Source organism: Saltatorellus ferox (assembly GCA_007751475.1).
Lineage (GTDB): Bacteria > Planctomycetota > UBA1135 > UBA1135.
On sequence record CP036434.1, the window covers coordinates 3,604,525 to 3,629,562 of the forward strand.

22 protein-coding genes are annotated in these 25,038 nt (G+C 66.5%); 13 read left to right on the forward strand and 9 right to left on the reverse strand.

The genetic code is table 11. The annotated features are described in order from the left end of the window. The first annotated feature begins 33 nt into the window (after positions 1–33). A complete protein-coding gene (locus tag Poly30_RS12870) occupies positions 34–378 on the forward strand; it encodes a hypothetical protein (RefSeq protein WP_145197898.1) in 345 nt (114 codons plus the stop codon). Positions 379–409: 31 nt separating this feature from the next. Here the strand turns inward: Poly30_RS12870 and Poly30_RS12875 are convergent, their stop codons facing one another. From Poly30_RS12875 to Poly30_RS12900, 6 genes are all read right to left on the reverse strand, one after another. Continuing rightward, positions 410–1,744 (reverse strand): HEAT repeat domain-containing protein, encoded by a 1,335-nt coding sequence (locus Poly30_RS12875; RefSeq protein WP_145197900.1) that lies wholly within the window; start codon positions 1,742–1,744, stop codon positions 410–412. Next, positions 1,732–2,451: a PulJ/GspJ family protein gene (locus Poly30_RS12880; RefSeq protein ID WP_419191321.1), complete on the reverse strand. Its 720-nt coding sequence runs from the start codon at positions 2,449–2,451 to the stop codon at positions 1,732–1,734. Before Poly30_RS12880 ends, Poly30_RS12875 begins: the two co-directional genes overlap by 13 nt. Further along, positions 2,376–2,906: a type IV pilus modification PilV family protein gene (locus Poly30_RS12885; protein WP_145197903.1), complete on the reverse strand. Its 531-nt coding sequence runs from the start codon at positions 2,904–2,906 to the stop codon at positions 2,376–2,378. The genes Poly30_RS12880 and Poly30_RS12885 overlap by 76 nt, the downstream gene beginning before the upstream one ends. Positions 2,907–2,944: 38 nt before the next feature. Continuing rightward, entirely contained in the window at positions 2,945–5,149 is a 2,205-nt protein-coding gene (locus Poly30_RS12890; protein WP_145197905.1) for a DUF7305 domain-containing protein, read from the reverse strand. A gap of 165 nt (positions 5,150–5,314) precedes the next feature. After that, entirely contained in the window at positions 5,315–6,046 is a 732-nt protein-coding gene (locus Poly30_RS12895) for a uracil-DNA glycosylase family protein (RefSeq protein WP_145197907.1), read from the reverse strand. A gap of 1,200 nt (positions 6,047–7,246) precedes the next feature. Continuing rightward, the gene (locus Poly30_RS12900; RefSeq protein ID WP_145197909.1) at positions 7,247–7,501 is read right to left on the reverse strand and encodes a CPXCG motif-containing cysteine-rich protein; all 255 of its coding nucleotides are present in this window, start codon (positions 7,499–7,501) and stop codon (positions 7,247–7,249) included. Positions 7,502–7,728: 227 nt separating this feature from the next. Between Poly30_RS12900 and Poly30_RS12905 the strand changes: the two genes are divergently transcribed. The 12 genes from Poly30_RS12905 to Poly30_RS12960 all read left to right on the forward strand — a co-directional run bounded on the left by Poly30_RS12905 (position 7,729) and on the right by Poly30_RS12960 (position 22,763). Continuing rightward, positions 7,729–8,595: a hypothetical protein gene (locus Poly30_RS12905; protein ID WP_145197911.1), complete on the forward strand. Its 867-nt coding sequence runs from the start codon at positions 7,729–7,731 to the stop codon at positions 8,593–8,595. Between the two features lie 155 nt (positions 8,596–8,750). Next, positions 8,751–9,035, forward strand: a complete 285-nt coding sequence (locus tag Poly30_RS12910; protein WP_419191323.1) for a Sec-independent protein translocase subunit TatA/TatB — start codon at positions 8,751–8,753, stop codon at positions 9,033–9,035. Then, a complete protein-coding gene (mobA, locus tag Poly30_RS12915; protein ID WP_145197913.1) occupies positions 9,032–9,772 on the forward strand; it encodes a molybdenum cofactor guanylyltransferase in 741 nt (246 codons plus the stop codon). The genes Poly30_RS12910 and mobA overlap by 4 nt, the downstream gene beginning before the upstream one ends. After that, positions 9,769–10,785, forward strand: coding sequence for a polyprenyl synthetase family protein (locus Poly30_RS12920; RefSeq protein ID WP_145197914.1), 1,017 nt, complete (start codon positions 9,769–9,771; stop codon positions 10,783–10,785). Before mobA ends, Poly30_RS12920 begins: the two co-directional genes overlap by 4 nt. Positions 10,786–10,812: 27 nt before the next feature. Next, positions 10,813–12,048: a hypothetical protein gene (locus tag Poly30_RS12925; RefSeq protein WP_145197916.1), complete on the forward strand. Its 1,236-nt coding sequence runs from the start codon at positions 10,813–10,815 to the stop codon at positions 12,046–12,048. 64 nt (positions 12,049–12,112) lie between these two features. Beyond that, the gene (locus Poly30_RS12930) at positions 12,113–13,339 is read left to right on the forward strand and encodes a cytochrome c biogenesis ResB family protein (RefSeq protein WP_145197918.1); all 1,227 of its coding nucleotides are present in this window, start codon (positions 12,113–12,115) and stop codon (positions 13,337–13,339) included. A gap of 5 nt (positions 13,340–13,344) precedes the next feature. Next, positions 13,345–15,399: a cytochrome c biogenesis protein gene (locus tag Poly30_RS12935; RefSeq protein WP_145197920.1), complete on the forward strand. Its 2,055-nt coding sequence runs from the start codon at positions 13,345–13,347 to the stop codon at positions 15,397–15,399. A 44-nt stretch (positions 15,400–15,443) separates the two neighbouring features. Then, positions 15,444–16,334, forward strand: coding sequence for a bifunctional methylenetetrahydrofolate dehydrogenase/methenyltetrahydrofolate cyclohydrolase FolD (gene folD, locus Poly30_RS12940; protein ID WP_145206145.1), 891 nt, complete (start codon positions 15,444–15,446; stop codon positions 16,332–16,334). A 4-nt stretch (positions 16,335–16,338) separates the two neighbouring features. Next, positions 16,339–17,178: a rhomboid family protein gene (locus Poly30_RS12945; protein WP_145197922.1), complete on the forward strand. Its 840-nt coding sequence runs from the start codon at positions 16,339–16,341 to the stop codon at positions 17,176–17,178. 146 nt (positions 17,179–17,324) lie between these two features. Continuing rightward, the gene (locus tag Poly30_RS12950; RefSeq protein ID WP_145197924.1) at positions 17,325–19,436 is read left to right on the forward strand and encodes an HAD family hydrolase; all 2,112 of its coding nucleotides are present in this window, start codon (positions 17,325–17,327) and stop codon (positions 19,434–19,436) included. A 13-nt stretch (positions 19,437–19,449) separates the two neighbouring features. Beyond that, positions 19,450–20,730, forward strand: coding sequence for a serine--tRNA ligase (serS, locus tag Poly30_RS12955; protein ID WP_145197926.1), 1,281 nt, complete (start codon positions 19,450–19,452; stop codon positions 20,728–20,730). A gap of 323 nt (positions 20,731–21,053) precedes the next feature. Next, the gene (locus Poly30_RS12960) at positions 21,054–22,763 is read left to right on the forward strand and encodes an FG-GAP repeat protein (protein WP_419191324.1); all 1,710 of its coding nucleotides are present in this window, start codon (positions 21,054–21,056) and stop codon (positions 22,761–22,763) included. Between the two features lie 47 nt (positions 22,764–22,810). On the opposite strand, the gene Poly30_RS12965 is transcribed toward Poly30_RS12960, so the two are convergent. The 3 genes from Poly30_RS12965 to Poly30_RS12970 are packed head-to-tail and all read right to left on the reverse strand — an operon-like array spanning position 22,811 to position 25,010. Beyond that, positions 22,811–23,782, reverse strand: a complete 972-nt coding sequence (locus tag Poly30_RS12965) for a PulJ/GspJ family protein (RefSeq protein ID WP_419191325.1) — start codon at positions 23,780–23,782, stop codon at positions 22,811–22,813. 20 nt (positions 23,783–23,802) lie between these two features. Beyond that, the gene (locus tag Poly30_RS28430) at positions 23,803–24,444 is read right to left on the reverse strand and encodes a type IV pilus modification PilV family protein (protein ID WP_419191326.1); all 642 of its coding nucleotides are present in this window, start codon (positions 24,442–24,444) and stop codon (positions 23,803–23,805) included. Further along, positions 24,444–25,010, reverse strand: a complete 567-nt coding sequence (locus Poly30_RS12970) for a pilus assembly FimT family protein (RefSeq protein WP_145197932.1) — start codon at positions 25,008–25,010, stop codon at positions 24,444–24,446. Before Poly30_RS12970 ends, Poly30_RS28430 begins: the two co-directional genes overlap by 1 nt. Positions 25,011–25,038 lie beyond the last annotated feature (28 nt).

Consider the following 25,038-nt stretch of genomic DNA (forward strand, 5'->3'; position numbering starts at 1 on the left):
TCCAGCGCCCACGAAGGCCACCATTCCTCGATCATGGAAACGGACGCAGACACCGGTCAGGAAGACTCGAAGGCTTCGATTCCCATCAAGGCGGCGGATACGGATACGGACCGCACGGTCTTCGTGGGGGTCATGATCGCTGTGGCCATGTTCTTCGTGTTCCAGGGGATGATCCTGGCCGCGTTCCAGATGCCGGTCATCCGCGAGGACGTGCCGTTCTTCGCGCCGCTTCGATTCGCCGGGATCACCCAGGGCGTCTACGCGGTCCCGACGCTCCTGCTCTTCGTCAATCGAAAGTGTCCGAAGATGGCCAAGGGTTTCGGCATCATGACCGGCGTGGTCTTCCTCGGCGGCATCGTGGCGCTCGCGACGAAGTAGGTTTCCACCGCGTACGCCCCTTCATCGGGTCTCAATCAGCAGGGAGCGGCTGGATCCGCGCGATCTTGATGCCCGCATGCCGGAAAGCGACGACCGCGTCTTCGACCGAAGACCGCACCAGGGCATTCGGGTGCTCGCGCAGCTGGAGAATCGGCTCCAGGGTCGAGGGATCCCTCAAGGTGGCGAGGCTGGCGATGGCGACTCTCACCTCGTGGGGGCGCTGCCGATCGAGAAGCTGCACGAGCTGGGCGGCGATCTCCCGCCGATAGAGCCTGCGCGTGCAGACCTCTTTCAGGACCGAAACGAGCTCTCCGCGATCTGCCGAGGAGATCGATGCGATGAGGCTAGAGCCCTTGGCGCTCCACCAGGCCTCTTGCTCGGAATACCACAGCTTCCAGCGACCCGAGTCGCCGGAGATCGTCATGCCGGTCAGCGCCTTGAGGGCTTTCAGGGCCGACGTACGTACCATGTGCTCGCTGTCGTCGAGCGCTTCGATGAGCGCTGCCACGTGACGACGATCCCCGACCATACCGAGGACGGCGGACGCCTCTCGGCGCTCGAACGCACCCTGACTACCGAGATAGGGGAGTACGGCGGCGCACGTCGCCTCAGGAACCACGGGAGCGCCGCGCTGGATCATGCCTGCGACGCGATTCAGGATGACGCCTTCCGCGCCCGTCGTCGAGTGAAGGCAGCCGACCAGCTTCATCAGAGCGCCCGCGCGAACGGCGCCGTCGACGACGGCGGCCGAGAAGGTGCTTCCACCCGCGCGGATCCATCCCGCGAGCTGCGGGGAGGAGAGCTGAGGGTCTTCGGCAAGGCGCGCGACGGTCTTCTGAAGGCCTGACGAGACCGATCCGGAGAGCCGTCTGGCTGGAGCTGCCTCCAGAAGGCTTCCGAGGAGCGGCACGGACGTCTGGATCGAACTGGCGGCGAGGACCTCCATCGCCACCGCGTAGGCGTGAGCACGATCTTTTGGGCCGAGCTGCGGGAGCGTCGCGATCTCGACGATGAGACCGGGGACGCCGTCGAGCGCGGCCCGGATTCGCTGGCGGTCCAAGGCGGTGGTGACCTCTCCTTCCATCCTGGCCTGGAACGGCTCGCCGAGGAAGGCGAGACAAGACTCCGTTTCCTCGGGGCCGGCGGCCAGCAGCGCTGACGCGAAGCGAGCCGGCGTCAGCGTACCCGCGGTGCTTGCGTCGGCAAGCGACTTCAGCAGGTCGGACGCTGCGGTCTTCTGGGCCTCTCCGACGGGAGGTTCGACCTGGCGCGCGTGGGCGCCCGTGACCGGTGCGGCGGTGCAGGCGAGGACGATCCACGCCGCGCAGGCAAGATGCCGTTCTGCTCTTCGACTCAGTTGCGACAAGTGATCACGCTCCTCTTGTTCCTGGAGAGTTCCCGCCCGTTCTCGTCCTCGCGGGCCACCGTCAGGTGAATGCTGATCGTGCGTCCGAGCATGGTGAACGCCAGTCCGCCCTCGTCGTCGAGGTTGTTGTGGTTGTCGTCCGTGCCGTTGTTCGGGATCTCGGCTTCGAAGGCGATGGGCACGTGCTTCGACCAGATGACGGCGCGCTCGAGCGCATCACCAGGATTCTCGCGCCATTGGATCTCACCCTCGTCGTTGGCGGTCGGGCGCCACCGCACGTCCTCCAGGGGACCGTGGACCACGTTGCCATCGTTCATGCCGAGGGCCGTCTGGAACCGCACGGACTCCGAGGAGAGCGGCGCGATCCTGGTACCGTCGACCTCCTTGGAGTCGGCGGCCATGAGAGCGAGCGAGACGCGGTCGATCGCCAGGTGAAGTTCATCGTCGATGCTCATCATGAATGCGCCCGCGGTGGCCGCAGAGCGCCCCGCGCCCACGACCAGATTGACGTTGACCGTGATCAGGAGAAAGACGGTCATCGCAATGAGCGCTTCGACGAGCGTGAAACCCGAGGTCGCGGACCGGCTTCGCGGAACCCTTCGCGCGGGGCCCGTTCTTTTGGGGCGTGGATTCACGGTTGGAGCCTCTGGACGTCCACGATGACGGTGCTCATCTCGATGTGGCGGTTGCCGAGCTTTCCGTTCCACTGGACGCGAATCGTCAGCGGCAAGAAGATGTACCGATCGGCGCAGTCGTCGTCCTCGATGAACATGCTGCCGTCGAGGTCACGCGGCAGACCGAAGCGAGCGTCCACGACGCTCTCGTTGAGCACGGCGCCGTTGCCGGGCATCAGGACCTGACCGACAGGAAGGTCCTGGCCCCGGGCGTTCTTCTGGGGATCGAGACCTGCGACGAGGAAGGTCGAACCTGGCCCCGTACCCGCGCCGTAGGGATCATCGATGGGCGTGTCGTTGTAGAGGGCGAAGATGTCCTGGGGCGGGCACGCGCGCAGTCGCTCGATGACGTTCGTGGCGGCTTCGACGGCGAGGTTCTTCTCGCGCTTCGAGCCCGTGTGCGCCACGGAAGCCATGATGGTGTAGGTCAGGATGTAGGTCGCCACCGTGATGACGAAGAGGGACACCATGACCTCGACGAGGGACATTCCGGAGCGGGCGGATGGGGATGGAACGACAGGGAGCTTCAAGGGGTCAGTGCCTCCAGCTGGGCGAGGAGGTCCAGCACGAGTGTCGTTGCGTCGATCGTCGCGGTGGTGAAGGCGACGGTGTCGTCCGACGCGATCTGCTTGGCCGCGCCCGTCACGCTGAGAGTCAGCGCCAGCTTGGAGTCCGCGTCGTTCGCCGCCCGCGCGGCATCGTCCTCGGCGCGGTTGAGCGCGTTGAGGAGCGCGGGCGCGTCGGGATTCGTGGCAACCGCTGGCAGGGCGGCGGCCGTGATTCGGGCTTCAGCAGCGAGGTCCGCATACTCCCGCGCAGTGGACGCAGAGCGCGTGGCCGTCAGGTCCGGGTCAGGCGTGAGTGAGACCTCGGTGGCGTCCACGCGCTGGACGGCCCACTGAACGGCCGTCGGAGCGAGGGCCAGATCGAGTCCCGCGACGCTCAGCGTGACCTCGAGGGTCGCCTCGTCATCCGATAGGGTCGCGACGTCCAGCGCGGGGCTCGCGTCCTGAAGAACCGCGCGCATCTCCTGCAGGTCGTCCCGGAGCGCCGCGAGGGCGCCCGTCGATTCACTCCCCGCTGGAGTCGTCCAGGTCCGCACCGAGCCGTCCCGCGGATCGGTCCAGCGCGCTCCGACGATTCGCGTCGCCAGCCGTGGATCGAATGCGGTGATGGAGCCCGCGTAGGAGGCTGCGCTCCCGGAGCCGTCGACGTACTGGATCTCCACGTCGGACTCGATCGATCCCCTCGAGGACGGCACGGGTGTGACGCCTCTCAAGGCGAGCGCCATCAGCGGATCGATCGGCAGATGGCGGGCCACTTCGTCGCCCAGTGGAACGACCTGCCAGGACAGCTGGCGCGGAAGCGCCGGCCAGCCGTCGCCACCGAGTCCGAGTCGTCGATCGAAGCTGATGTGGGCGCCGGGTTCGGTGACGACGACGCGGGCGACGACGCTCCCAAGGACTCTCAGGTCCGCCGGGATCCTGACGATGTCACTTGGGGCGTAGATGGCGCCGTGGAACTTCCCCGAGCACTGGAGCGTGACCCGGTCGCGCTCTTGCGCGGCACCGGACACCAGGAGGTACACGCCGCGTGAGGTGCTCTCCTCGGCGGGCGTGAAGAGGTTCGAACCGGCGCCGAAGTCGAAGCCCTCCTCCGAGTAGATGTGGATCGGGCCGTCGGTGGCATCGAGGATCAGGTTGCTCCGATCGCCGACCACGAGGCTTCGGCAGCGGAGGACCGCCGGACCGGTGACGGTGAGACGGGCTCCGCCGGTGACGTGGACGTCGTCCTCGACCCAGGTCTGGACCTGGGCGCCAATGCCGGTCCTGTCCGCTGCGATCGTCAGTGATCCGAGCAGCTTTTCGTCGGGGACTGGGAGCGTGACCATCGGGAGCGTGGGGGGCGCTTCGTAGGGGAGGATCTCGCCGTCGATGAGAGAGCGGCCGCCGGACTGAACTCGACTGCTGGATCCAGGCCGGAGCTGGCCGAAGATGTAGGTGGGTGAGGAGGGAGCGGCGGGCACGGTGTCGGAGGCGCCGCCATTGGTCCCGGTTTCGGTCGCGTCCGCAGCCGCCGCGTCCGCGGCCAGGGTGTCCCACTCCCCCGAGGAACCGAGTTCATCCGCTGCGCTGGGTCCACCGTCACGGAACGCTGGATCGGCCTCGTCGAGTTTGATGTCGGCGTCGCTGCCGATCAGCGCGAAGGCTCCGGTCGATGGGACCGCGAGCGACGGATCGACCTGGGACGCGAAGTCTCCGCGACCCGAGTGATAGCCGTCGACGATGGAGCCCCAGCCGATCGTCAGACCGTCGGAGCCGAAGAACCCCAGGCGTGTCACGGGGTTGACGTTCGGGAGGATCAGGGACCGCACCACGAACTCGGCGGTGGAGACCCGCGCGGTGCAGCGGAGGACGATGCGATTGTCGGGGAGGTCGTCGGCCTCGACCCAGTACACGCCGCCGCCGAACGACGCGGGAATGGCCTCGCTGGCGATGTTACCGGACTTGCCCTGGGAGACCGCGAGCGCAGCCTCACCGATCCCAGCCTCCGCGAGATAGAGAGCACGTCGGCGATCGATCCCGAACTCGTGGCGCCGGTCGATGGCGGTGTGAAGCTGCAAGAGACCCGCGCCCAGGCTCGCCAGCACCATCACCGCCACCAGCGACAGCACCAGGGCGCTGCCACGGCGTGTCCCTGGGACGGGCGGCGGAGTTACGAGTTTGCACATCTCTCCATGGATCGCCGTTCGACGCGAGCCAACTTGAGTCAGTCGAGCGCGTAAGCTCGATCTAGGAGTCTGCGCCACAGGATGCGATTCCGCGAGCACCGCCAGGATCCGCGCTCGCGGCGTTGCGCCAAACCCCAATGGGCTAGATCACCAGAGAATGGGCCGCTACGGCAGCAGTCCCAGTTTCGAGAGTTGCTGCTCTGCCTGGGCGGCCCACCCACGGTTCGCGATCGGGCTGGCAGGCGAGGGATGCAGCACGGTCCCCACGGGAATGCCCAGGTCCCCGAGAACTTTTTTCGCGCAGGTCTCGGCGAACTTTCCCACGCCGACGATTTGCTCGGGTTCGAGCAGCTGCACCATTTTGCGAAGCGACGCATCGCAGGCGTCGAAGAGCGGCTCGCGCTCTTCGGCGGGAAGTTTGTCAGGCGTTCGGTTCTTGCCGGACTCCTCCATGAAGATGAGTGGGCAGTAGTTCCACACGAACGTTGTGGCGAAGAAGTCCTCGGCGGTGCCGTAGCGCTCGCGCGCCCATCCGTAGAGTCGGCGACCCGACACCTCGCTCCGCTCGCAGGCAAAGCCCTCGATGGGCCGCCTGGGATGCGGAACTTTCGGCTGGCCAATCTCAGCATGAATCCCCATCCAATCACGCACGAGCTCGACTTCGCCGAAGGGCACGCCGGTTTGCGCCATGCCCCACGGTCCCGGGTTCATACCCAGCCACAGTGCCCTCGGCTGCGGATGGGCATACAGCTCGAGATATCTCCGGATCGCGGGCCTTGCGTACGCCAGCGGGTTGTACACATGCGTGGTCGGGGCTGAGAACGTGAGGCGGTCCACGGCGCTGCTCAAATCGGTCACCGCGCGCATCAGTTTCTTTGCAAGGAGGTCCTGGGCCATGCGGGCAGACTACGAAAACCCCGAGAGCCTTTGGGTGCCAGGCTCGGGGTGAGGCCCCTTGAGTTTCATGCGTCCGTCAGGACGCCCGGGCCCGGCTCGGCCCCGAAGGGGCTGAGCGGCCCGCGCGAGGCTCGCCCTCGCGGCCCGTGCGGCGAGCACGCCCGCCCGGCGAGGGCGCCCGTCCGGCCAGGGCGCCCGTCCGGCGAGGACGCCTGCGCGGCGAGCGCCACGCGATGCAATCGCTATTTCGCCGTCAGGCGAAATGCCAGAGATACTGCGCGCTGTTGCAGCGATAGGGCGGTTCGGCATTCGATGCATTGGTAGCCGTCCCGCCCGCTGGAGGTCTCCCGATACCGACTGCCTGCCGTTCGCGCGAAGCGTCGAACGCGTGGGCAGAGGCTTCCCGGTGTCGGCTTGTGGGCTGCCCGATGTCGGCTGCCCCAGCAGGTCTCTCGGTACAGACTGCCTGCCGTTCGCGCGAAGCGTCGAACGCGTGGGCTGAGTTCTCCCGCTAAAGGCCTCGGTGCTGCCCGCTTGAGCGCTCGCCCGCATGGGCGAGCTGGGCAGATGTCGGACTTGCCTCGCAGACCTCAGACCGCAGACCTCAGACCTCAGACCTCAGACCTCAGACCCGCCCAGCTCGCCCTGACGGGCGAGCGCTCTCGCGGGAAGCACCGAGGCCTTTCGCGAGAGAACTCAGCCCACGCGTTCGGCGCTTCGCGCGAACGGCAGGCAGTCTGTACCGGGAGACCTGTACCGGGAAACCTGCTGGGGGCTTCGGTCAGGGGGCAGCCCACAAGCCGTCAGCGGGAAGCCTCAGCCCACGCGTCCGGCGCTTCGCGCGAACGGCAGGCAGTCCGTGTCGGGAGACCTCCAGCGGGCGGGTCTGCTGCCAATGCAAGTGGAGCCGGGCCGTCCTATCGCTGTGACAGCGCGCAGTATCTCTGGCATTTCGCCTGACGGCGAAATAGCGATTGCATCGCTTGGCGCTCGCCGCGCAGGCGTCCTCGCCGGACGGGCGCGCTCGCCGCGCAGGCGCCCTCGCCGGGCGGGCGTGCTCGCCGCACGGGCCGCGAGGGCGAGCCTCGCGCGGGCCGCTCAGCCCCTGCGGGGCCGAGCCGGGCCCGGGCGTCCTGGCGGACGCTTGGAGCTGAAGGAGCTGAAGGGGGCTCGGGCGACCGGCTGGACTGGAGGACTGAACTAGCCGACCGAGTCGTTCCAGCACCGAACGTGACCGTTCTCCGGCTCGACCTCCAGGTGAATCTCATTGGGCCGGCAGCAGACGGGGCAGTCCTCCACGTAGTCCTGGCGCATACCCATCGTGAGGTCGATCGGGATCACGATCTCCTCGCCACACGCCCAGCAGCAGTAGCTGGCGTCCTGGTCGGCATCCAGGCCCCCCTCGGTCTCCCAGGCGGGCTCGTCGTCTTCGTCGAGAGTGAAGTCAGGGCTCATGGTGATGGTGGCGGCTGGGGACTCGTGCGGAGCGGTTCGCTGGCGCGACGCTTGAGGATTCAGTCTGGAAAACCGAGCCGATTCTTGCGGAAACGTTTTCCCGGTCGCCGGCGGATGTCCCCCGCACGGGGCCGTGGGCAAGGAAGTCGCCCCGGGAATGTTTTCCAGGGTCTGCGAAGGGCTTCTGATGCCCTCACCATGGCGGCGATCTGGCCGATAACTCGTGCATGCAGATCTCCACTCAGCGCCACGTCAACACTCCGATGCAGTCCGCGCCCGCTCAGCGGGCGGTTCCCGTGGCGGCCGCTCGTGCGGAGCGCGCCCAGGCGAACGACGCCAGCGGGATGGAAGCACCAGCCCCGATGCAAGGCCCGCCGCCGCCGGACCAGATGGCTTCGAACCTCGCGCGCCTCGACAGCTTCATGGAGGCCGCGATGTCCCGCCTGGAATCCGCCGTCGCCGATGCGCCGGAGGGCGAGGTCACCTCGTTCCGAGAAGCGGCCGAGGCCCTCGGGTCCGGCCTCTCTCGCCTCCGTGCCGGTCTACAGAACGGGACGCTCATGCCCGCCGACGTTCAGCGCGGCGTGCAGAACTCCTTCCAGGGGGCTCGCGAGATCCTCGAGGGGGCTCGCCCCGCCGGGGACGAGGACCAGAACACAGGCATGTCGATGGGGTCGAGCACCGAAGCGGGCGACGTCTCCATGACGGACAGCTCCATGCCGGCCTCCGACACAGGGGCCATCGTCCGGGGTCGCTACCAGGGCTTTACCGACAGCGTGATGGCGCGGGTCGCGGGCCTCGGGGGCTCGGATGATTCGAACTCGGCCGCGATCGAGGCCGCTGGCAGCGCCTTCGATAGCGCGACGGCCCGCCTCGACCAGGCACTCTTCAACCCGGTCAGCGGCGACTCGATCGACCGCGGGACCTTCCAGACCCTCTACAACGACGCCCTGAGCGCCCTTCAGAGCCAGTTGACCGACCTGATCGGCGGCGGCCCGGCCGAGCGCAACGGTTCGGGCGGCGTCATCTACACCGCCCAGAAGGCGGCCGAAAGCATGACCCCGTCGCGCTTCGGGCTCGACGTGGCTGGCTGATCCAGCCCCGGGACCTGGCCCTTCACGGGCCATGGGAAGCGGCGGCGCGGGCAAAGGGCCCGCGCCGCCGCTTCTTTCGTGCGGGAACTTCGCCTAACATGGGGGGGCGCGGCAGCCTGCCGGGCTCTCCGCGGGGTTTCCAATGCCCATCGCCCATGAACATCCTCAACCTAATCGGTCTGATCACTTCCCCGTCCCTCCGCGCGTTCCAGCCATGGGATGGCTCCGACGCCGCGCGCGAGCCGATGCTCGCGCTCCCGGGGGTCGCTGAGTGGTGGCCGATCCTGATCGTCGTCGTGCTCCTCTTCGGCGCTCGCAAGCTGCCCGAGCTGGCACGCGCGATGGGCACGAGCGTGACTCAGTTCCGCAAGGGCCTCGAGAATCCCGAAGAGGAAGACAAGAAGTCGATCGACGGAAAGTCCGAGCAGCCCGGCGAGTGAGACCCCCAACTCGCGGGAGGTATCTCGGTGTCGTCTTCGCGGGCGGCGGGTCCACGAGAATGGGGGAGGACAAGGCGCTCCTGCCCTGGCCGACGAGGGACGGCGAGCAGCCGCTCTTCGTGAGAGCGGCGCGCGTCCTCGAGGAAGTGAGCGCGTTCGTCGAGATCTCCGTGGGGAACGGCGACCCCAGGCCTGGCATCGAGCAGCGAGACTGGACGACCTTCCGAGACGAGTTCGACCACGCGGGTCCCCTCGCCGGACTTTCAGCAGCGCTCGATCGCGCCAGATCGCACGACCTCGATGGCGTGCTGGCGCTGGCTTGCGATATGCCTCTGGTCGATGCCGAGGACCTTAGGACGTTGCTCACCGAGCTACAAAACGGCGCCGACGCGGCGATCTGGACCGTCCCGCGCCAGGGCGGCTCTCCCCAGGATCAGCCGCTGGTCGGCGCCTACTCCGTCGTATGCGCCGCCGCGGCCCGCGACGCTTTGGCGTCTGGAGCGCGGCGCATGGTCGCCATCGAGGCGCTCCCTGTGGCCGGAGGTCGCCCTTTGCGTCTCGTCAGAGTGCCTGCGTCAGAAAACTCCTCACACCGACTGGTGAACGTGAACACGCCCTCGGACTACGATTCAGCGCTCGTAGAAGCCTCGTCTGCCCGCGCACTGGATCGAACCCCGGCCCGGGTCCAGGGAGTCGACGCTGGCGGAACCTCGCCTGAAACAGGGCACCATTCATGAGTCCCAAGGATGTCTCCCTCCAAGCCCTCGTGGCACCGATTGCCGAAGACCTCGCTTCCATGCGCGAGATCCTTGGGGGGGCCCTCGTGTCCGATGTGCCGGCCGTCTCGGACATGCTCGATCACATCGCGCGATTCCGTGGCAAGCAGCTACGCGGCGCGCTGGTTCTTCTGAACGCGAGCGCACGCGGACGTTCCTCCGCGCAGCTGGTCGATCAGGGCGAACTCCCCGTGGTCGCGGCGATCGTGGAACTCATTCACCTCGCGACGCTCGTGCACGACGACGTGCTCGATGGCGCCGACAAGCGCCGTCGCGTGGCGAGCGTCAATCGACGCTGGGACAACCAGGTCGCGGTGCTGCTCGGCGACCTGATCTACGCGCGCGCGTTCCATCTGTCGACGACGCTCCGCTCGCCGCTGGTCAGCCAGCTTCTCTCACAGATCACCCAGGAGATCTGCGCAGGGGAGATCGAGCAGGCCGCTGGTCGCTACGACTTCCAGATGACACCTGAGTCTTATGAGCGGATCGCGACGGCCAAGACGGGTGCTCTCTACGGCGCCGCCTGTGAGCTCGGTAGCCGATACCCGGACGGGTCCGAGTTCGACGGCGCCGAGATGCGCAGTTTTGGCCGCGAGATCGGGCTCGCGTTCCAGATCATCGATGACCTGATCGACCTGGAGGGCGATGAAGAAGTCGCCGGAAAGAGCACCGGCACGGACGTCGAGGACGGAAAAGTGACGCTCGCGGTATTACACGCCTATAAGGACGCAGATCCGGCCGTTCAGGCTGCCATCCGTGACGCCTATACTCTTCCTGAGCTGGAGGGCGTGCCCGGTGGACGACTCAAGTATCTGCTGGAGTCCTGCGATCTCGAGCCAGGAAAAGCGAAGGCGCGCGCCCGCGCGGCAGAGCTGGTCGAGTCTGGCCGCAAGCGTCTGACACGACTGCCCGAAGGAACCGCCCGAACCGCCCTGTACACCCTCAGCGAATTCGTTCTCGAACGACGCTGGTAACGACCCGAAAATGACGAGGATATGGCCGTGACTCTCCCAATCAAGACCCAAGGAGCGCCGCTGGCCTTCGGCGCCGCGGCGCGAAGCGCTCGCGCGCTCGTTCTCTCCCCCTCGTTGCTTCTCCTGCCTCTGGCGGTGATGGGCGGGCTTGCAGGATGCTCGAAGCCCGGCGACACCGTCGCGATCACCTCGACGCGGCTGGCGACGCGCCCGAGCCATACGCCCCGCGAGGGCCTCACGCTGATGGAGCGCGCGTACGGAAAGGAAGCCGTGGCGCGCGAGCGCATGCGCAGCGGAGGCAACCGGCCGGGATTGCCGCCCTCGGCGGCCGGGCAGAATCCGCTGCTCTACGACGTCCCAGAGGGCTGGGAAGAGCTGCCGCGCGCGCAGTTCCGCGACATCAACCTGCGGCTCGTCCGGGACCCGAGCGCGGAGATGGTCCTGACCTTCCTCGCCAATGACGGGGGCGGCCTCGTCCCGAACATCGATCGCTGGCGCGGCCAGGTCGGGCTCGGTCCGATGACGGATGCCGACATCGCCGCGCTGACCACCCGGACCGTCTTCGGACGCGAGGCGACCTACGTCGAACTCCTGGGGAGCTACCAGGGAATGAGCGGCCCGCGCATCGACGACGGCGGGCTCTTCGGCGCGATCTTCAGTCAGGGCGGCGGAACGCTCTTCGTCAAGATGACGGGCAGCCGCGAGGTGCTGGAGGCGGAGCGCGAGTCGTTCCATTCCTTCCTCGACTCGCTGGCGGTCAACATGAACATGGGGGCTCCGGCAGCACAGCCCGCACAGGGCGGAGCGGGTGCGCGCACCTCACCCCTGGAATGGGGCGCCATCGCGGGCTGGACCGAGGAAGCCTCCACCAGCCAGTTCCGCGAGGTGACGTTCCGTCGCCCCACCGCCGAAGGTGGCAGCATCGAGATGTACGTCTCCACGGCGATGGGCAATGCGCTCGACAACATCACGCGCTGGGCGGGGCAGATCGGCCAGCCGCCTCTCGACGAAGCGGCGCTCGCGAAGCTGGAGCGCGTCGATATGCTGGGACGATCCGGCTACGTCTACGAGGCGACCGGCGCTCTGAGCGGCATGGGAGGAGGCCCGGGTAAGCCGGGCCAGGCCATCCTGGCCGCTCTCGTCGAGTCGGGCGGTCAGATCGTGACCGTCAAGATGACGGGGCCCGCTGCGGAGGTCGAAGCCGCTCGTTCGGATTTCATGACGCTGGTCGGTTCGCTCCGCGCACGTCAGTCTCCTCGCTAACACGCCTCACCTCCTTTCGAACGCGCTCACGGGGATCCGACCAGGGTCCTGAGGCACCACCAAAATGGCAAAGAAACCCACAACACTTCCGGGCAAGCTCTTCGCGGCACTCGGGTCGTTCTGGCTGGCGATCGCGCTGCTGGTCAACCTGTTTCTCCTGACGTGGCTCGGCACGCTGGAGCAGGTCGAGAAGGGCATTCACGCGGTCCAAGGGGAGTACTTCGAGTCATGGCTCGTGCTCGCCAAGGCAGGGCCGATCAAGCTCCTGCTCCCTGGCGGCTACGTCACCATGGGGCTGTTCGTCGTGAACCTCTTCGTCGGTGGACTCGTTCGGATTCGGAAGACGAAGGCGACGATCGGAATCATCATCGCCCACGTGGGCATCGCGCTCATGATGGCCGGCGGGCTCGTCGAGCACATGTACTCCAGCTACGGGCGGGTCGTGCTCTACGAGGGCGATGAGGCCGATCAGTTCCAGGAGTACGCCGGGTGGGAGGTGGCGATCTGGAACGCGGACGCCGTCGGGAGCATCGAGGAATTCCTGATTCCCCAGAGCGACTTCGCCGATCTCGGTGGAAGCGCCTCGCGCACGTTCCAGCGCGCGGAGCTGCCCTTCGACATCATCCTCAAGCGGTTCATGGTGAACAGTGAGCTCGAGGAAGCCGTCGGCGTGGGCATCCCGTCGAATCCGGTGGTCGACGGGCACTTCCTCGTTGGCAAGCCGAAGGACAAGGAGGAGGAGCGCAACTTCGCGGGCGTCTACGCCACGATCGTGGCCGAAGGCGGAAAGAAGGTGGAGGACTCGCTCCTCTGGGGCATCGCGCGGAACCCGTGGGTCTTCGAGGCCGGCGGCAAGCGCTGGGCGATGGTGCTGCGCAACGCGACGCACACGATGCCGTTCTCGCTCAAGCTGGAGAAGTTCATCAAGGACGATCACCCCGGCATGGCGATGGCCCGCGCGTACAGCAGCGACGTGATCCGCACGGACCCGGACGGGACGGAGCACAAGCTGCGCATCCAGATGAACGAGCCGTTGCGCAAGGACGGGCTCATCATCTACCAGGCGAGCTATGGCCCGGCTGACGGGAAGCCCGGGGATCCCTACACCGTTCTCGCGGTATCGCGGAATCCGAGTGACCGTATCCCATGGATCTCGGTCGGCGTGATCACGCTCGGGCTCATGTGGACCTTCATCGCGCGCCTCTTGGGCTTCCTGGCCAAGCAGCAGCGAAAGGCCGTCGGTCAAGCAGGGAAATCGGGTGAGAAAGCCCGCGGGAAATCAGCAGCATGAAACAGATGATTCGCACAGGCCTCGCCGTCGCCCTCGCCCTCCTCGCCTTCGCGGGAACTTCAGGCTCCGCGTCAGCCGCGCCCCAGCGCCAGGTCCAGAAGGTCGACGTCGAGGTCGCTCGACCGAAGCCCTGGCCGAAGGAGGCCGTCGAGGCGTTCGGCAAGATTCCGATCCAGGATCGGGGTCGGGTGAAGCCGCTGTTCACGTACGCCGGCTTCCGGATGCTGAACATGAACGGCAAGCGCTCCTACACGATTCCCGAGGGCTTCGGCCTGCCGACCGGCAAGGAGCGGATCGGCCAGGTCGAATGGCTGATGGACGTGATGCTGTTCCCGGAGCAGGCGCGTCACTACGAGATCTTCCTCGTGAACGACAACGCGGTGCTGGACGCCGTGGGGCTGCGTTTCGAAGGGCGCAAGAAGCGGGACCGCTACTCGTTCCAGCAGCTTCGGCCTGGACTGGCGAAGCTGGAGTCCGAGTACCGCAAGGCGGTGGCCAAGCGTCAACGTGACGAGAAGCTCGACCCCGTCGAGACGCAGACGATCGCGCTCTTCAACGCGGTCGCCGAGTACGACCTCCTGGAGACGACGTTCTCCTCCCTCGTGACCACCCTGGGCGAGGACCCTTCGGAGCGGCTTCTGGAGCTGTACCCGGAGGGCGCGAACAACGCGCCGCTGCCCCTGGGCCTGGTGCTTTCGCGCTGGGATACGGTGACGGGCTGGATGCAGGAGGCCGGGGCAGAGGGTCGCGATGCCGTGATGCGGGAGTTCGCCGCGCTGGAGAAGGGCATCAACGCCGCGTGGGCGAATCGCGCGTTCGGGATCGCCTTCTTCCCGCCTTCGGACCAGAGCGTCGAAGAGTGGAGCACGGCGGGGGAGCTGATCGATCAGACCATGAGCTCCCGCCAGGGGGTGAACCCCGCCGAGGTCGGCCTCGTGAACGCGCTGGCCGCGATCGGAGAGAACCAGGGAGACGTGGACGGCGCGTCCGCGGCCATCATCGGCGCCCAGACGGCGGCTGAAGGGGCCGCGAAAGCGCGCGGAGAGTTCGAGAAGGTGCCGCTGGAGTTGACCTACTACCAGGGCGACTTCTTTTATCGCGCGCTCCTGTGCTTCCTCGCCGCTTTCCTCATGGCGGCCATCTCCTGGATGGTCCCGCGACGACAGACCTTCGGCAAGGTGCTCTCCCTCGGGGTCTGGGGCTTCTCCCTCGTGGGTCTCTTGCTCGCGGTGGTGGGAGTGACCATTCGCTGCGTGCTGCTGGACCGCCCTCCCGTGGCCACTCTTTACGAGACCATCCTCTTCATCACGTCGGTGGCCGTCGCGGTCTGCCTGATCACGGAGGCGCTGACGAAGGAGCGCATCGCGCTCGCCAGCGCGGCGGCGCTGGGGGCCTCCGGGATGTTCCTTTCGATGAAGTACGAACTCGTCGAGGCCGCTTCCCAGGGCGACACGATGGGGGGCCTCGTCGCGGTGCTGAACACCAACTTCTGGCTCGCCACCCACGTGACGACGGTGACGATCGGTTACGCCGCGGGCCTTCTGGCCGCCGCGCTGGCCCACGTCTGGATCGTGATGCGGCTCTTCCGGGGGATGAAGGATCAGGGCGCGGCCCTCGATACCGCGTCGGCTGCCTGGTACCGGTCCTTTGCCCGGATGATCTACGGGGTCCTCTGCTTCGGCCTTCTGTTCTCGGTGGTGGGAACGATCCTCGGCGGGGTCTGGGCCAACGATTCCTGGGGCCGGTTCTGGGGCTGGGACCCGAAGGAGAACGGCGCGCTCATGATCGTGCTGTTCGAGCTCGTGATCTTGCACGCCCGGATGGCCGGCTACATCAAGGACTTCGGGGTCTGCGTGCTGGCCGTCATGGGAGGGGCAGTCGTCGCGTTCTCGTGGTGGCACGTCAACCAGCTCGGCGTCGGCCTTCACAGCTACGGTTTCACGGCGGGCGTTCTGAAGACCCTCTGGAGCTATTACAGCTTCGTGGCGGTTTTTGCGGCACTCAGCGGCCTTGGATGGATGATGTTTCTGCGCCCGCGTCGTAGCCTCGGCGCAGCATGACCGATCTCGCGGATAAGAAATCACCCGGCGCGGAGCCGCAAACGATGACGACAGGAGCGATTCTCGACGGCAAGGCCACGGCGGCCGAGGTTCGGGGTGAGGTGGCGGCGCTGTCCGCCGACCTCGCTCGCTCGGGCCGTGCGCCCGGCTTGACGGTCGTTCTCGTCGGCGACGACCCGGCGAGCCAGGTGTACGTGGGTGCCAAGGACCGGGCGGCCACCGCAGCAGGCTTCGAGGTGCATACCGTGCGGCTCCCCGCGACGGCCTCCCAGGAGGAGGTCATGGGGACGGTGCGCTCCCTCAACGAGGACGACCGCGTCGACGGGATTCTCGTTCAGCTGCCGCTGCCGAAGGGGCTCGACTCGGACGCCGTGATCGAATCGATCGATCCCACCAAGGACGTGGACGGCCTGACCTCGTCCAGCGTGGCGAAGCTCGTGAGCGGTCGGGAGGGTCTGCTTCCTTGCACGCCTGCGGGCTGTATCGAGATCCTCGATCGCCACGGCGTGGACCTGTCGGGAAAGGACGTGGTCGTGATCGGCCGATCGATGCTGGTGGGCAAGCCGTTCGCACAGCTGGCGCTCGCGCGGAACGCGACGGTGACGATCTGCCATAGTCGGACCCGCGATCTGGCGGCCCACTGCCGCAGCGCCGATGTCATCGTCGCGGCGGTTGGCGTGCCGAAACTGGTGCAGGGCGGCTGGGTCAAGCCAGGCGCCGTGGTGCTCGATGTCGGCATCAATCGTGGCGACGACGGCAAGCTGGTCGGTGACGTGGACTTCGCCGCTGCGTCAGCCGTAGCCTCGCACATCACGCCGGTGCCGGGCGGCATCGGACCGATGACCATCGCGATGCTTCTCGCGAACACGCTTCGGGCTTCCGCAGCGCGGCAGGGAGTTCACCTCGAGGGCCGGATCCCTGGCCCCACGCTCTAACACGATGGCCAGCTACGACGATGGATACGGATCCCAGCCGCGGATGCAGCTGGCTCTTCCACCCCTGACGGAGTGGGTCAAGAAGCTGATGATCGCGAACGCGGGCATCTTCTTGGCGCTCTTCCTGCTCGGGTTCTTCTCGCTGGGCGCCCAGAACGCGGTCATCGACTTCCTCGGGATCAACCCCGGGATGTGGCGGTCGTTCATCCCTGCGATATGGCAGCCTGTGACCTACGCCTTCCTTCATGACACGCAGGGGCTCGGGCACCTCCTGTACAACATGCTGGGTCTCTTCTTCTTCGGCACGATGCTGGAGTCGATGATCGGTGGGCGGCGGTTCATCTTTTTCTACCTGACCGCGGCCGTCGTGGGCGCTCTGCTCCAGCTCGGTTTCATGCTGGCCATCGGTCGCGATACCGCGACCATCGGTGCGTCCGGCGCGGTGATGGGATTGATCGTGGCGGCGGCGACCTTGCAGCCACACGCCCAGGTGCTATTCATCTTCATTCCCCTGAAGCTCTGGGTCATGGCGTCGATCCTGGTGGCGATCGATGTCTTTCCTCTGCTGCTGGAACTCCAGAGAGGGCTGCCGCCCGGCCGGATCGCTCACATGGTCCATATCGGCGGAGCGGCGTACGGATTCCTGGCGGTGAAGCGGCGCTGGATCTGGAAGGATCCCATCGCTGTCATCGAGCGGCGGCGCGCCGTCGCCGATACCGAGCGGCGGATCAGCGACGATGCTCGCATTGATCAGCTGCTGGCGAAAATCAGCCGCGAGGGGCTCGGGTCCCTCTCCAGGTCCGAGAAAACGTTCCTGAACAAGCGGTCCGCTCGTAAGAAGTAGTGCGTACCTGACCGGCCTGCGAGGGGCCCTCGGCGAGTGTGGGGGTGTCTTTTGGGCGCTCCTGGACTACCAGAAGGGCTCCCAGAGCCGCGCCGCCGCCGTTATCATGGCTGCCTGGCCCCTCCCTTCGACCCCTGGACATGCCCATGCTTCGTCTCGCAGCTCCTTGCGCCTTCTCCGTACTCCTCGCCCTCGCGCCCGGGACGCTGGCGGCTCCTGCTGGCCTGGTCGTACCGGCGGCTGGCCTGGCAGCGGTCGCGTCCACCTCGGCGCAGTCCTCGCTGGATCGATTCCGCCTCGACTTCGATGCGGCGGTCAAGCAAGGGTCGAAGGCCAAGATGGACAAGCTCGTTCAGAGCCAGGAGGCCGACGCGATCTTCACGATCCTGATCACGGCGGAAGCGATCAGCTATGCGCCGAACGACATTCTCTACGATCGCTTCAATGCTCTCAGGGACACCTGGACGCGGCTCTACGACAACGATTTCCCGGACCGGCTAGAACTCTACTTCGTCAACCTGACCCAGGCCGAGAAGAAGATCCGCCGCAAGATCAAGGTCGAGTACGACAAGCTGGTGAAGCAGCGGACCGCGGCGGAGACCAGCAAGGACCCCGCCGAGCTCCTGAAGGTTGCCGAACGCTACGAGCGCCTCGCGGGTGAGTTCGAGAAGATCGGAGACAAGTGGTACGAGTCCGATTCGTTGATCTCTGCAGGCGCCCTCGCGGACGAGCAGTACCACAAGAAGAAGACGAACCTCCAGCGCGTCACGGAGCTGTATGAGAAGGGCCTCGCGCTGCGTGAGGAGCTCGGAGTCAAGGACCTCACCTACAAGCGTGTCCACCCGCGGTTGCGGGCGCTCGTCGGCATGGGGTTCGGTTCTGGCGCCGCGAAGAAGCCTGAGCCCGTCACCGGCAAGCCGGACGAGACGCCCAACGAGGATGATCCGAAGGACGATCCCGAGGATGGGAAAGCGCCCGTCGCCGGCGGCGCGTTGACCGCCAAGCTCTCCTTCCAGGAGATCAAGGGCCTCAAGGACGACCAGCGGCCCAACTACTACCTCGACGAGCACCGTCAGATCTGGCCTGCGGTTCAACTCCGGGCGCCGGGGAGCAAGTCTGACATCCCGCGCCTCGGGCCGAACGGTCCCCAGATCATTCGTGAAGGAGCGGCCAAGGTCATGATCGACCTCGATCGCGATGGTACCGGCGATATGGAGTGGCCTGCGAAGGGCAAGCTCGACACCGTCGTCATGGAGATCGGTGAAGGCGCGGCGAAGCGGAAGTGGGGGCTCATGGTCGAAGTCGGCCGGACCCAGGACTTCTACCAGGGTCAGCAGATGAACCTGGCGCCGACGAGCGATCAGATGAGCCTCTTCTATATCCCCGGTGGCTACATGGCGGGTGAGGTCGCCGGGGTCGAGATCGAACTGTACGACGACAACCTCGACGGCGTCTATGGCTCCATGCCGTCGGCCTGGGCCCACACGCAGCTCAAGTCAGGGATGACCCAGCCCGAGGTTGATTCCATCCGTATCGACGGGGAGAAGATGGCTCAGCCCATGAGCCAGTACGTCAACCTGGGATCCGCCGGGTGGCACGCGCTGACCGTGTTGAACGCGGGGACGGAGGTCTCCGTGGAGCCGGTCACCTTCAAGACGGGGACTCTTCAGCTCAAGGCGAAAGGGGTGAAGCCGGACATCGTGATCCTCAAAGGGAACGGCGGCGTGCTCGGCGAAACCTTCGTCAACATCGGGGGCGGCGGTAAGGTCGAGGTGCCGGAAGGGCGCTGGGACCTTTACTTCGGGATCGTGCGCGAAGGAAAGAAGATGCAGGCCATGAAGGCTGTGATCCTCCCCTCGGACAGCTCGCCCGGCTACCTGGTGAAGGAGGGGGAGAACGTCGAGGTGACCCTGGGAGCCCCCTACAGCTTCGGTTTCGACGTGTCCCGCCAGCAAGAGTCGGCCACGGTGAAGGGGATGTCGGTCCAGGTGATCGGCGCCGGGGGCGAGGCCTACGACCGGTTCTACGGAGCGGTGCCCCAGCCGGAGGCTTTCATCCGGAAGAAGGGGTCCAAGCGGGCCTTCGAGTCCGAGAAGATGCACCCCGCTGTCTCGCTGGACGATCTCACGAAGTACGGGTGGGATCAGTTCTGGAAGCCGCTCGACGTGTTGTTCGACACCAAGGGCGAAGAAGTCGAGGTTCAGCTGATCGAGAAGAAGAACAAGCTGTTCGGAAGCATCGAGTCGGAGTGGCTGTAGTAACTTCCCCCGCATGCTCGACCTGAAATTCATCGTTCAGAACCCCGACGTCGTCAAGGCCGGGGCGGCCAAGAAGCGTATCCCCTGCGACGTGGACCGAATCGTCGCGCTCGACGAGGAGCGTCGCGAGCTGGTGGGATCCGTGGATGCACTCCGCGCCGCCAAGAAGGTAGCCGGGAAGAAGATCGCGGAGGCCGCGCCGGCAGACAGGGCGGCCCTCGTCGCGGCTCAATCGGACGACACCGGCCGACTGAAGGAGCTGGAGGCCAAGCAGAAGGAGGTCCAGGAAGAACTGGACGCCCTGCTGCTCTTGGTTCCCAACGTGCCCGCGGACGAAGTCCCCGAAGGTGCTACCGACGCGGACAACGTCGAGATGCGAAAGGTGGGTGTACCCCGGGCCTTCGACTTCGAGCCGCGGTCGCACTCGGAGCTCGGCGAAATCCACCACTGGATCGACTCCGTGCGTGGGGCCAGGCTCTCGGGTTCCCGCAACTACGTGCTCCTCGGCGACATGGCGCTGCTGGAGCATGCCATCATGCGCTTCGCCTTCGACTCGATGGTCGCGCGTGGATTCACTCCGCTGTCGGTTCCGACCCTCGTGCGGCGCGAGACGATGGTGGGGACAGGCTACTTCCCGGGCGGCGAGGACCAGGCGTATCGCTGCGACGAGCGGGATGATCTCTGCCTCGTCGGAACCGCCGAGGTCCCGGTCACGGCGCTCTATCAGGACGAGATCCTGGACGGCAAGGACCTGCCCATGAAGTTCGTGGCGCAGTCGACCTGCTACCGCCGTGAGGCGGGTACGTACGGCAAGGACACCAAGGGCCTCTACCGCGTGCACCAGTTCCAGAAGGTCGAGCAGGTGATCCTCGATATTGCGGACGAAGCGCGTAGTCTCGCTCACCACGAGGCGATCCTCGGGAACTCGGAGGCGATCCTGCAGTCGCTCGATCTGCCGTACCGTGTGGTGAACGTCTGCGGCGGGGACCTCGGTCAGCCGCAGATCCAGAAGTTCGACATCGAGACCTGGATGCCCTCGCGTGAAGGCTACGGGGAGACCCACAGCGCCTCGCGTTTCCACGACTTCCAGGCGCGGAGACTCAACCTTCGGTACCGCGACGAGGAGGGGAAGGTGCGCCATGTGCACACCCTCAACAACACGGTGGCCGCCTCGACGAGGATGATCATCGCGCTGGTGGAGAATCACCAGAACGCCGACGGCACGGTTTCGATTCCCGAGGCTCTCCAGAGCTATTTGGGCGGCAGGAAGTCGATCGGGCGTCCGATAGAGTAGGCAGGAGCGCTTTCCTCGGCCGTTTCGAGGGAGGGGCGTGAGTCCTGGCTCATCCTGACAGCCATTTCATGTGTCCCTTGCTTGGGAACTATGGGGGCGGTGCATCATCCTCTTGCCTGCACGAAGCCTTTCGAGCAGCGTTAGCTGGTTCGAGGGTGGTGCAGGGCCTGGAGGCAAAATAGCGATCCAGGGGGATCCGGTGCAGTGAGCATTCGGAAGGGGGGATCGAAGGCATGAAGTTCAGAACATCGGTACGTCGCGAAGGTTCAGGGTGTCGGCGAGATGTCGCGCGGAGAGTGCCTGCTGCGGCCCTCTTGCTCGGTGTGTGGTTAACGACCGCTGCAGAAGCCGCCATTCCACAGGGGGCACCGCCCTTCAATCAGCCACTGCCATCGCCGGCCGCCACGTTCCGTGCGCGCTTCGGGACGGCCGTGGCGGCCTCGGAGAGGACCGCGATCATCGGCGCACCCGGGGACAGCGCATCCGGAGTGGACGCGGGAGCCGTGCACGTCTTCCTGCGTGAGGAGTTGACCGGTGCGTTCACGATCTCCCAGGAACTCCGCCCTACGGCGGTGAACTCTTTCGATCGCTTCGGCGAGGCGATCGCCATCGGCGGGAACCTGCTCGTCGTGGGCGCCAAGGGCGACGACCAGGCCGCTCCGAATGCCGGAGCCGCGTACGTCTTCCGCCGCTTCGGTTTTGGCTCGCCCTTCGTCCTCGTCGACAAACTCGTGGCGCCGAACGCCGGAATCAACGACGGCTTCGGCTGCTCCGTCGCGGTCCTCGCCGACAAGATTGCGGTCGGCGCACCGCGGGCTGACGAGACCGCCTTCGATGCGGGGACGGTTTACACCTACACCTTCGACCTCGCCGCCAACACGGTCACGCTCGATGGGCTGATTCAGGATCCGACCGGCCGCGCGGGGGACGGTTTCGGTGAAGCGCTCGCCGTGGCGCCCGCGACGCTGGCCGTGGGGGCCGCGCGCCTGGATGCGCCGTCGGGTCCCCAGAACTCGGGCGGCGTCGTGATCTACGAGGCGCAGGGAGCCACCGGGATGCAGAACTGGGTCAAGGTCCAGACGCTCTTCCCGAGTCAGCCGACCGCCTACGCGGGTTTCGGCAGCGCACTCGCCATGGAACCTCCCCGCCAGGGCGCGACGGGGACACTCGTGGTGGGGGCTCCGGAGGCCATGAACGGGTCACTGATCGAGAAGGGAACCGTTTCCATTTACACGTCGGCGCTGCCGGTGAGCTGGGGGCTCGTCTTTACCTACGGGCTGAACGAACCGGGCGGCGGCAATCGTCTGGGCGCGAGCGTCGCGATCCAGGATGACGTTGTGCTGGCGGGAGCTCCGGGCCGCACGGCTGCCGCGACGGCTGGCGGGCCACTGCTCACCAACCGGGGCTCCGTCGATCTCCTGCGACGGTCGCCGACCACCGGCTGGAGCAAGGAGCGCACCATTCAGCTGCCCCAGTCCGACGAGTACTGGTACGTCGGCGCGTCGGTCGCCATGCGATCTGGCTATCCCCTGATCGGCGCCCCCGGGGCGGAGTTCACCCCCGGCATCGACGAACAGGGAACGGCCTGGTCGGTTTGCTACGCGTGGGCTCCGCTGGGCGAGCTGCTCTGCGCCCCGGCGGTGCCGAACTCGACGGGGCGCGCGGCGTCACTCGTCGCGAGGGGGAGCGACGTGGCGAACGATCGCAATCTGACGCTGGAGGCAGCCTTCTTGCCACGCTTCAGCTTTGCCTATGCCCTAGCCAGCCTGAACTCCGGCTTCTCTGCCGCACCGGGCGGAAGCCAGGGCAACATCTGCCTTTCGGGTGGCGTCGGGCGCCTCGTGCAGGACTTCACCCAGGCAGGAACCGACGGCCGCATCGACATCGTCATCAACACGGCGTCGCTGCCACAGCCGATCGGTACGGCCTCGGTCTCGGCAGGTGAAACCTGGTGGTTCCAGGTGTGGTACCGCGACGCCAACCCGGCGGTCACGTCCAACTTCACGGACGCGGTTGGTATCGCGTTCAGGTAGCGAAGGAGGTCAGGCCGCTCCAAGGGCTGAAGGACGGGTTTGACCGTTCACTTCGCGTCCTTGAAGCCCTGGCCGTCTCCCCCGGGGGGCGGCGTGCTGCCGTCCTGCGTGGGCGGGGTATTATCGCCGGGCGGGACAGGCGCGTTCGGATCCGTCGCGCCGCCAGCCGACGGAGCGGGAGGAATCCCCAGTCGCGGGATGGCGCCTTCTTCGACCCGCAAGACGCTCGGGAAACGGTAGTTCCGCACGTAGGTGATCGTGCGCTTGTCCGCTCCGCTGAAGTCCATCGACTCGCGATCGATGCGGGGCTTCAGCTCGATCGTCAGCGAGATTCGGATCCACGCGGGCAGGCCGCCCACGCTGTCCTCGTTCGACCCTGCGTTCGACGTGCCGCCCACGTTGGCGACGGGGCCTGATCCAGGGAGCGGCGCCACGCTGTCCGCGTTCCACTCGTCCTCCGGCTCGGGGTCGGGACCGTCCTCGAGGAACACCTCGATATTGAGCCCCTTCACCTGGTCCGAGAGGAAGGTGTAATCGCCGCCCTCCATGGGCTCGGTGTCGACGCCGAAGTCCTCGCGGCGATAGATCTCCAGGAACTCGTCGTTCTCGGGGCTAGGGCGAAGGACGTAGCCCACCTCGTTGATGTCCGCGCGCAACGGCTCGTCGTCGTCATCGGTCAGGATCAGCAGCGAGTCCGTCGTCGTGACGAAGTCGATGCGGTCTGCGTCCTGGCCGTTGACGGTTCGATCCGTGATCTTGAGCCATTGCGTCCGCGGTCGGCCGGTGGTGATGAGCCCATCCAGGTCGCGGGTGATCATCTCCAGGACCGCGGGGCCCGCGAGCTGGGTCTCCTGGAAATTATGGATCGTGTCCCGCGTGCGGCGGGCGGCCTGCATGAGCTTCGTGATGCTGACCATCATCATGCCCATGATCATGGCGACGAGCATCACCTCCACGAGCGTGAAGCCCGATCGCATCGATCCCGGGATGGAGGACGTCGCGCGACGGCGATCTGGCATTCTGTGCTTCATCACGTCGTTCACCCGCCGCTCCTGGCCGCGTCTTCCCCGGTCCCGCCCGGCGGGTTCCCACCGGCGGGAGCCGCGGCGCCTTCGCCGGCCGCGATGTCTTCCTCGCTCGGACCGTAGATCTCCTCCCAGGGACACCATCTCTCGAGGACGATCTCGTTGGAGAAGTCCTTGACCTTCTGGAAGGTCACGCGGATGCGGATCTTCTCGAACGGCTCGGCGGGCGCTTCCCCGTCCTCGTACTCCTCTTCTTCCGAGTCCGAGCGGTTGCGCTCCTCCCAGTCGCGGCGGGCCGCGAAGTTGTCGAAGGGGCGCTCGTCGTCGGTGGCCTGCTCCTCGAAGACGTCTTCACCGAGGGCCACTTCCCACAGGAAGTCAGGCTCGTCCTGCTCCGCGAAGGTGCCGTTCATGCCGGATTCGAGCTCGTCGCGCCACAGGCCGACGGTGATCTCCCCGAGCATGCCCTGGGCCAGTTCGTAGGCCGTCTTTTTCTGGCGCGTCTGGAAGGCGCTCAGCTTGGCGCCCTCCATGCCCTGGAGCACGGTGACGAGCACGAGCGCCACGATGGCGAGCGTCAGCGCGGCTTCGACGAGCGTGAAACCTGCCCCGGCGGGGTTCGTCCGTCTGCAGCTGCGAGGAGGGGGGAGACGCATCAGTCGAAGTCTCCGTCGTCCGGAGCCTCCCGCGTGAAGATGCCGCGGTGGAACTTGAAGGTGCCCGTGAGCGCCATGACCTCCACGGTGTAGAAGTTGTCGTAGGCGGGCTGCGCGAGGACGACCTGGTGGTCCGAGGCGGCCCCGCGCGGGTCGAAGCGGGCGTAGCAGTGCCCGTCTGCGTAGATCTCGCCCGTGATCGCGACGCTGGCGAACTCCACGCCCGGCGGCAGAAGCTCCCACGCGAGGGCGAACTGTTCGTCCTCGGTCATCTCTTCCTGGATGAAGCGCGTCCCGTCCTTGGCGAACGGCGTCACCATGCGGTAGCGATGCTCGTCGAGGTCGTACTCGACGTAGAACTCGAGGCCGCGGCCCACGGATTCGGAGCGCGCATTCCGGAGCAGCGCCGTCAGGTTCCGGACCGCCGTGTTCAGGCGCTCCTTGGGCAGCATCGAGTCGAGGCTGCCGCCCACGACCGTCGCCATGAGCGCGATGACCGCCACGACGAGCATCATCTCGGTGAGCGTGAATCCCGCTCGAGCTCGCTTTGGGTGTCGTGGCGTCATGGGAGGTTCACCAGGGCGCACATCGCGT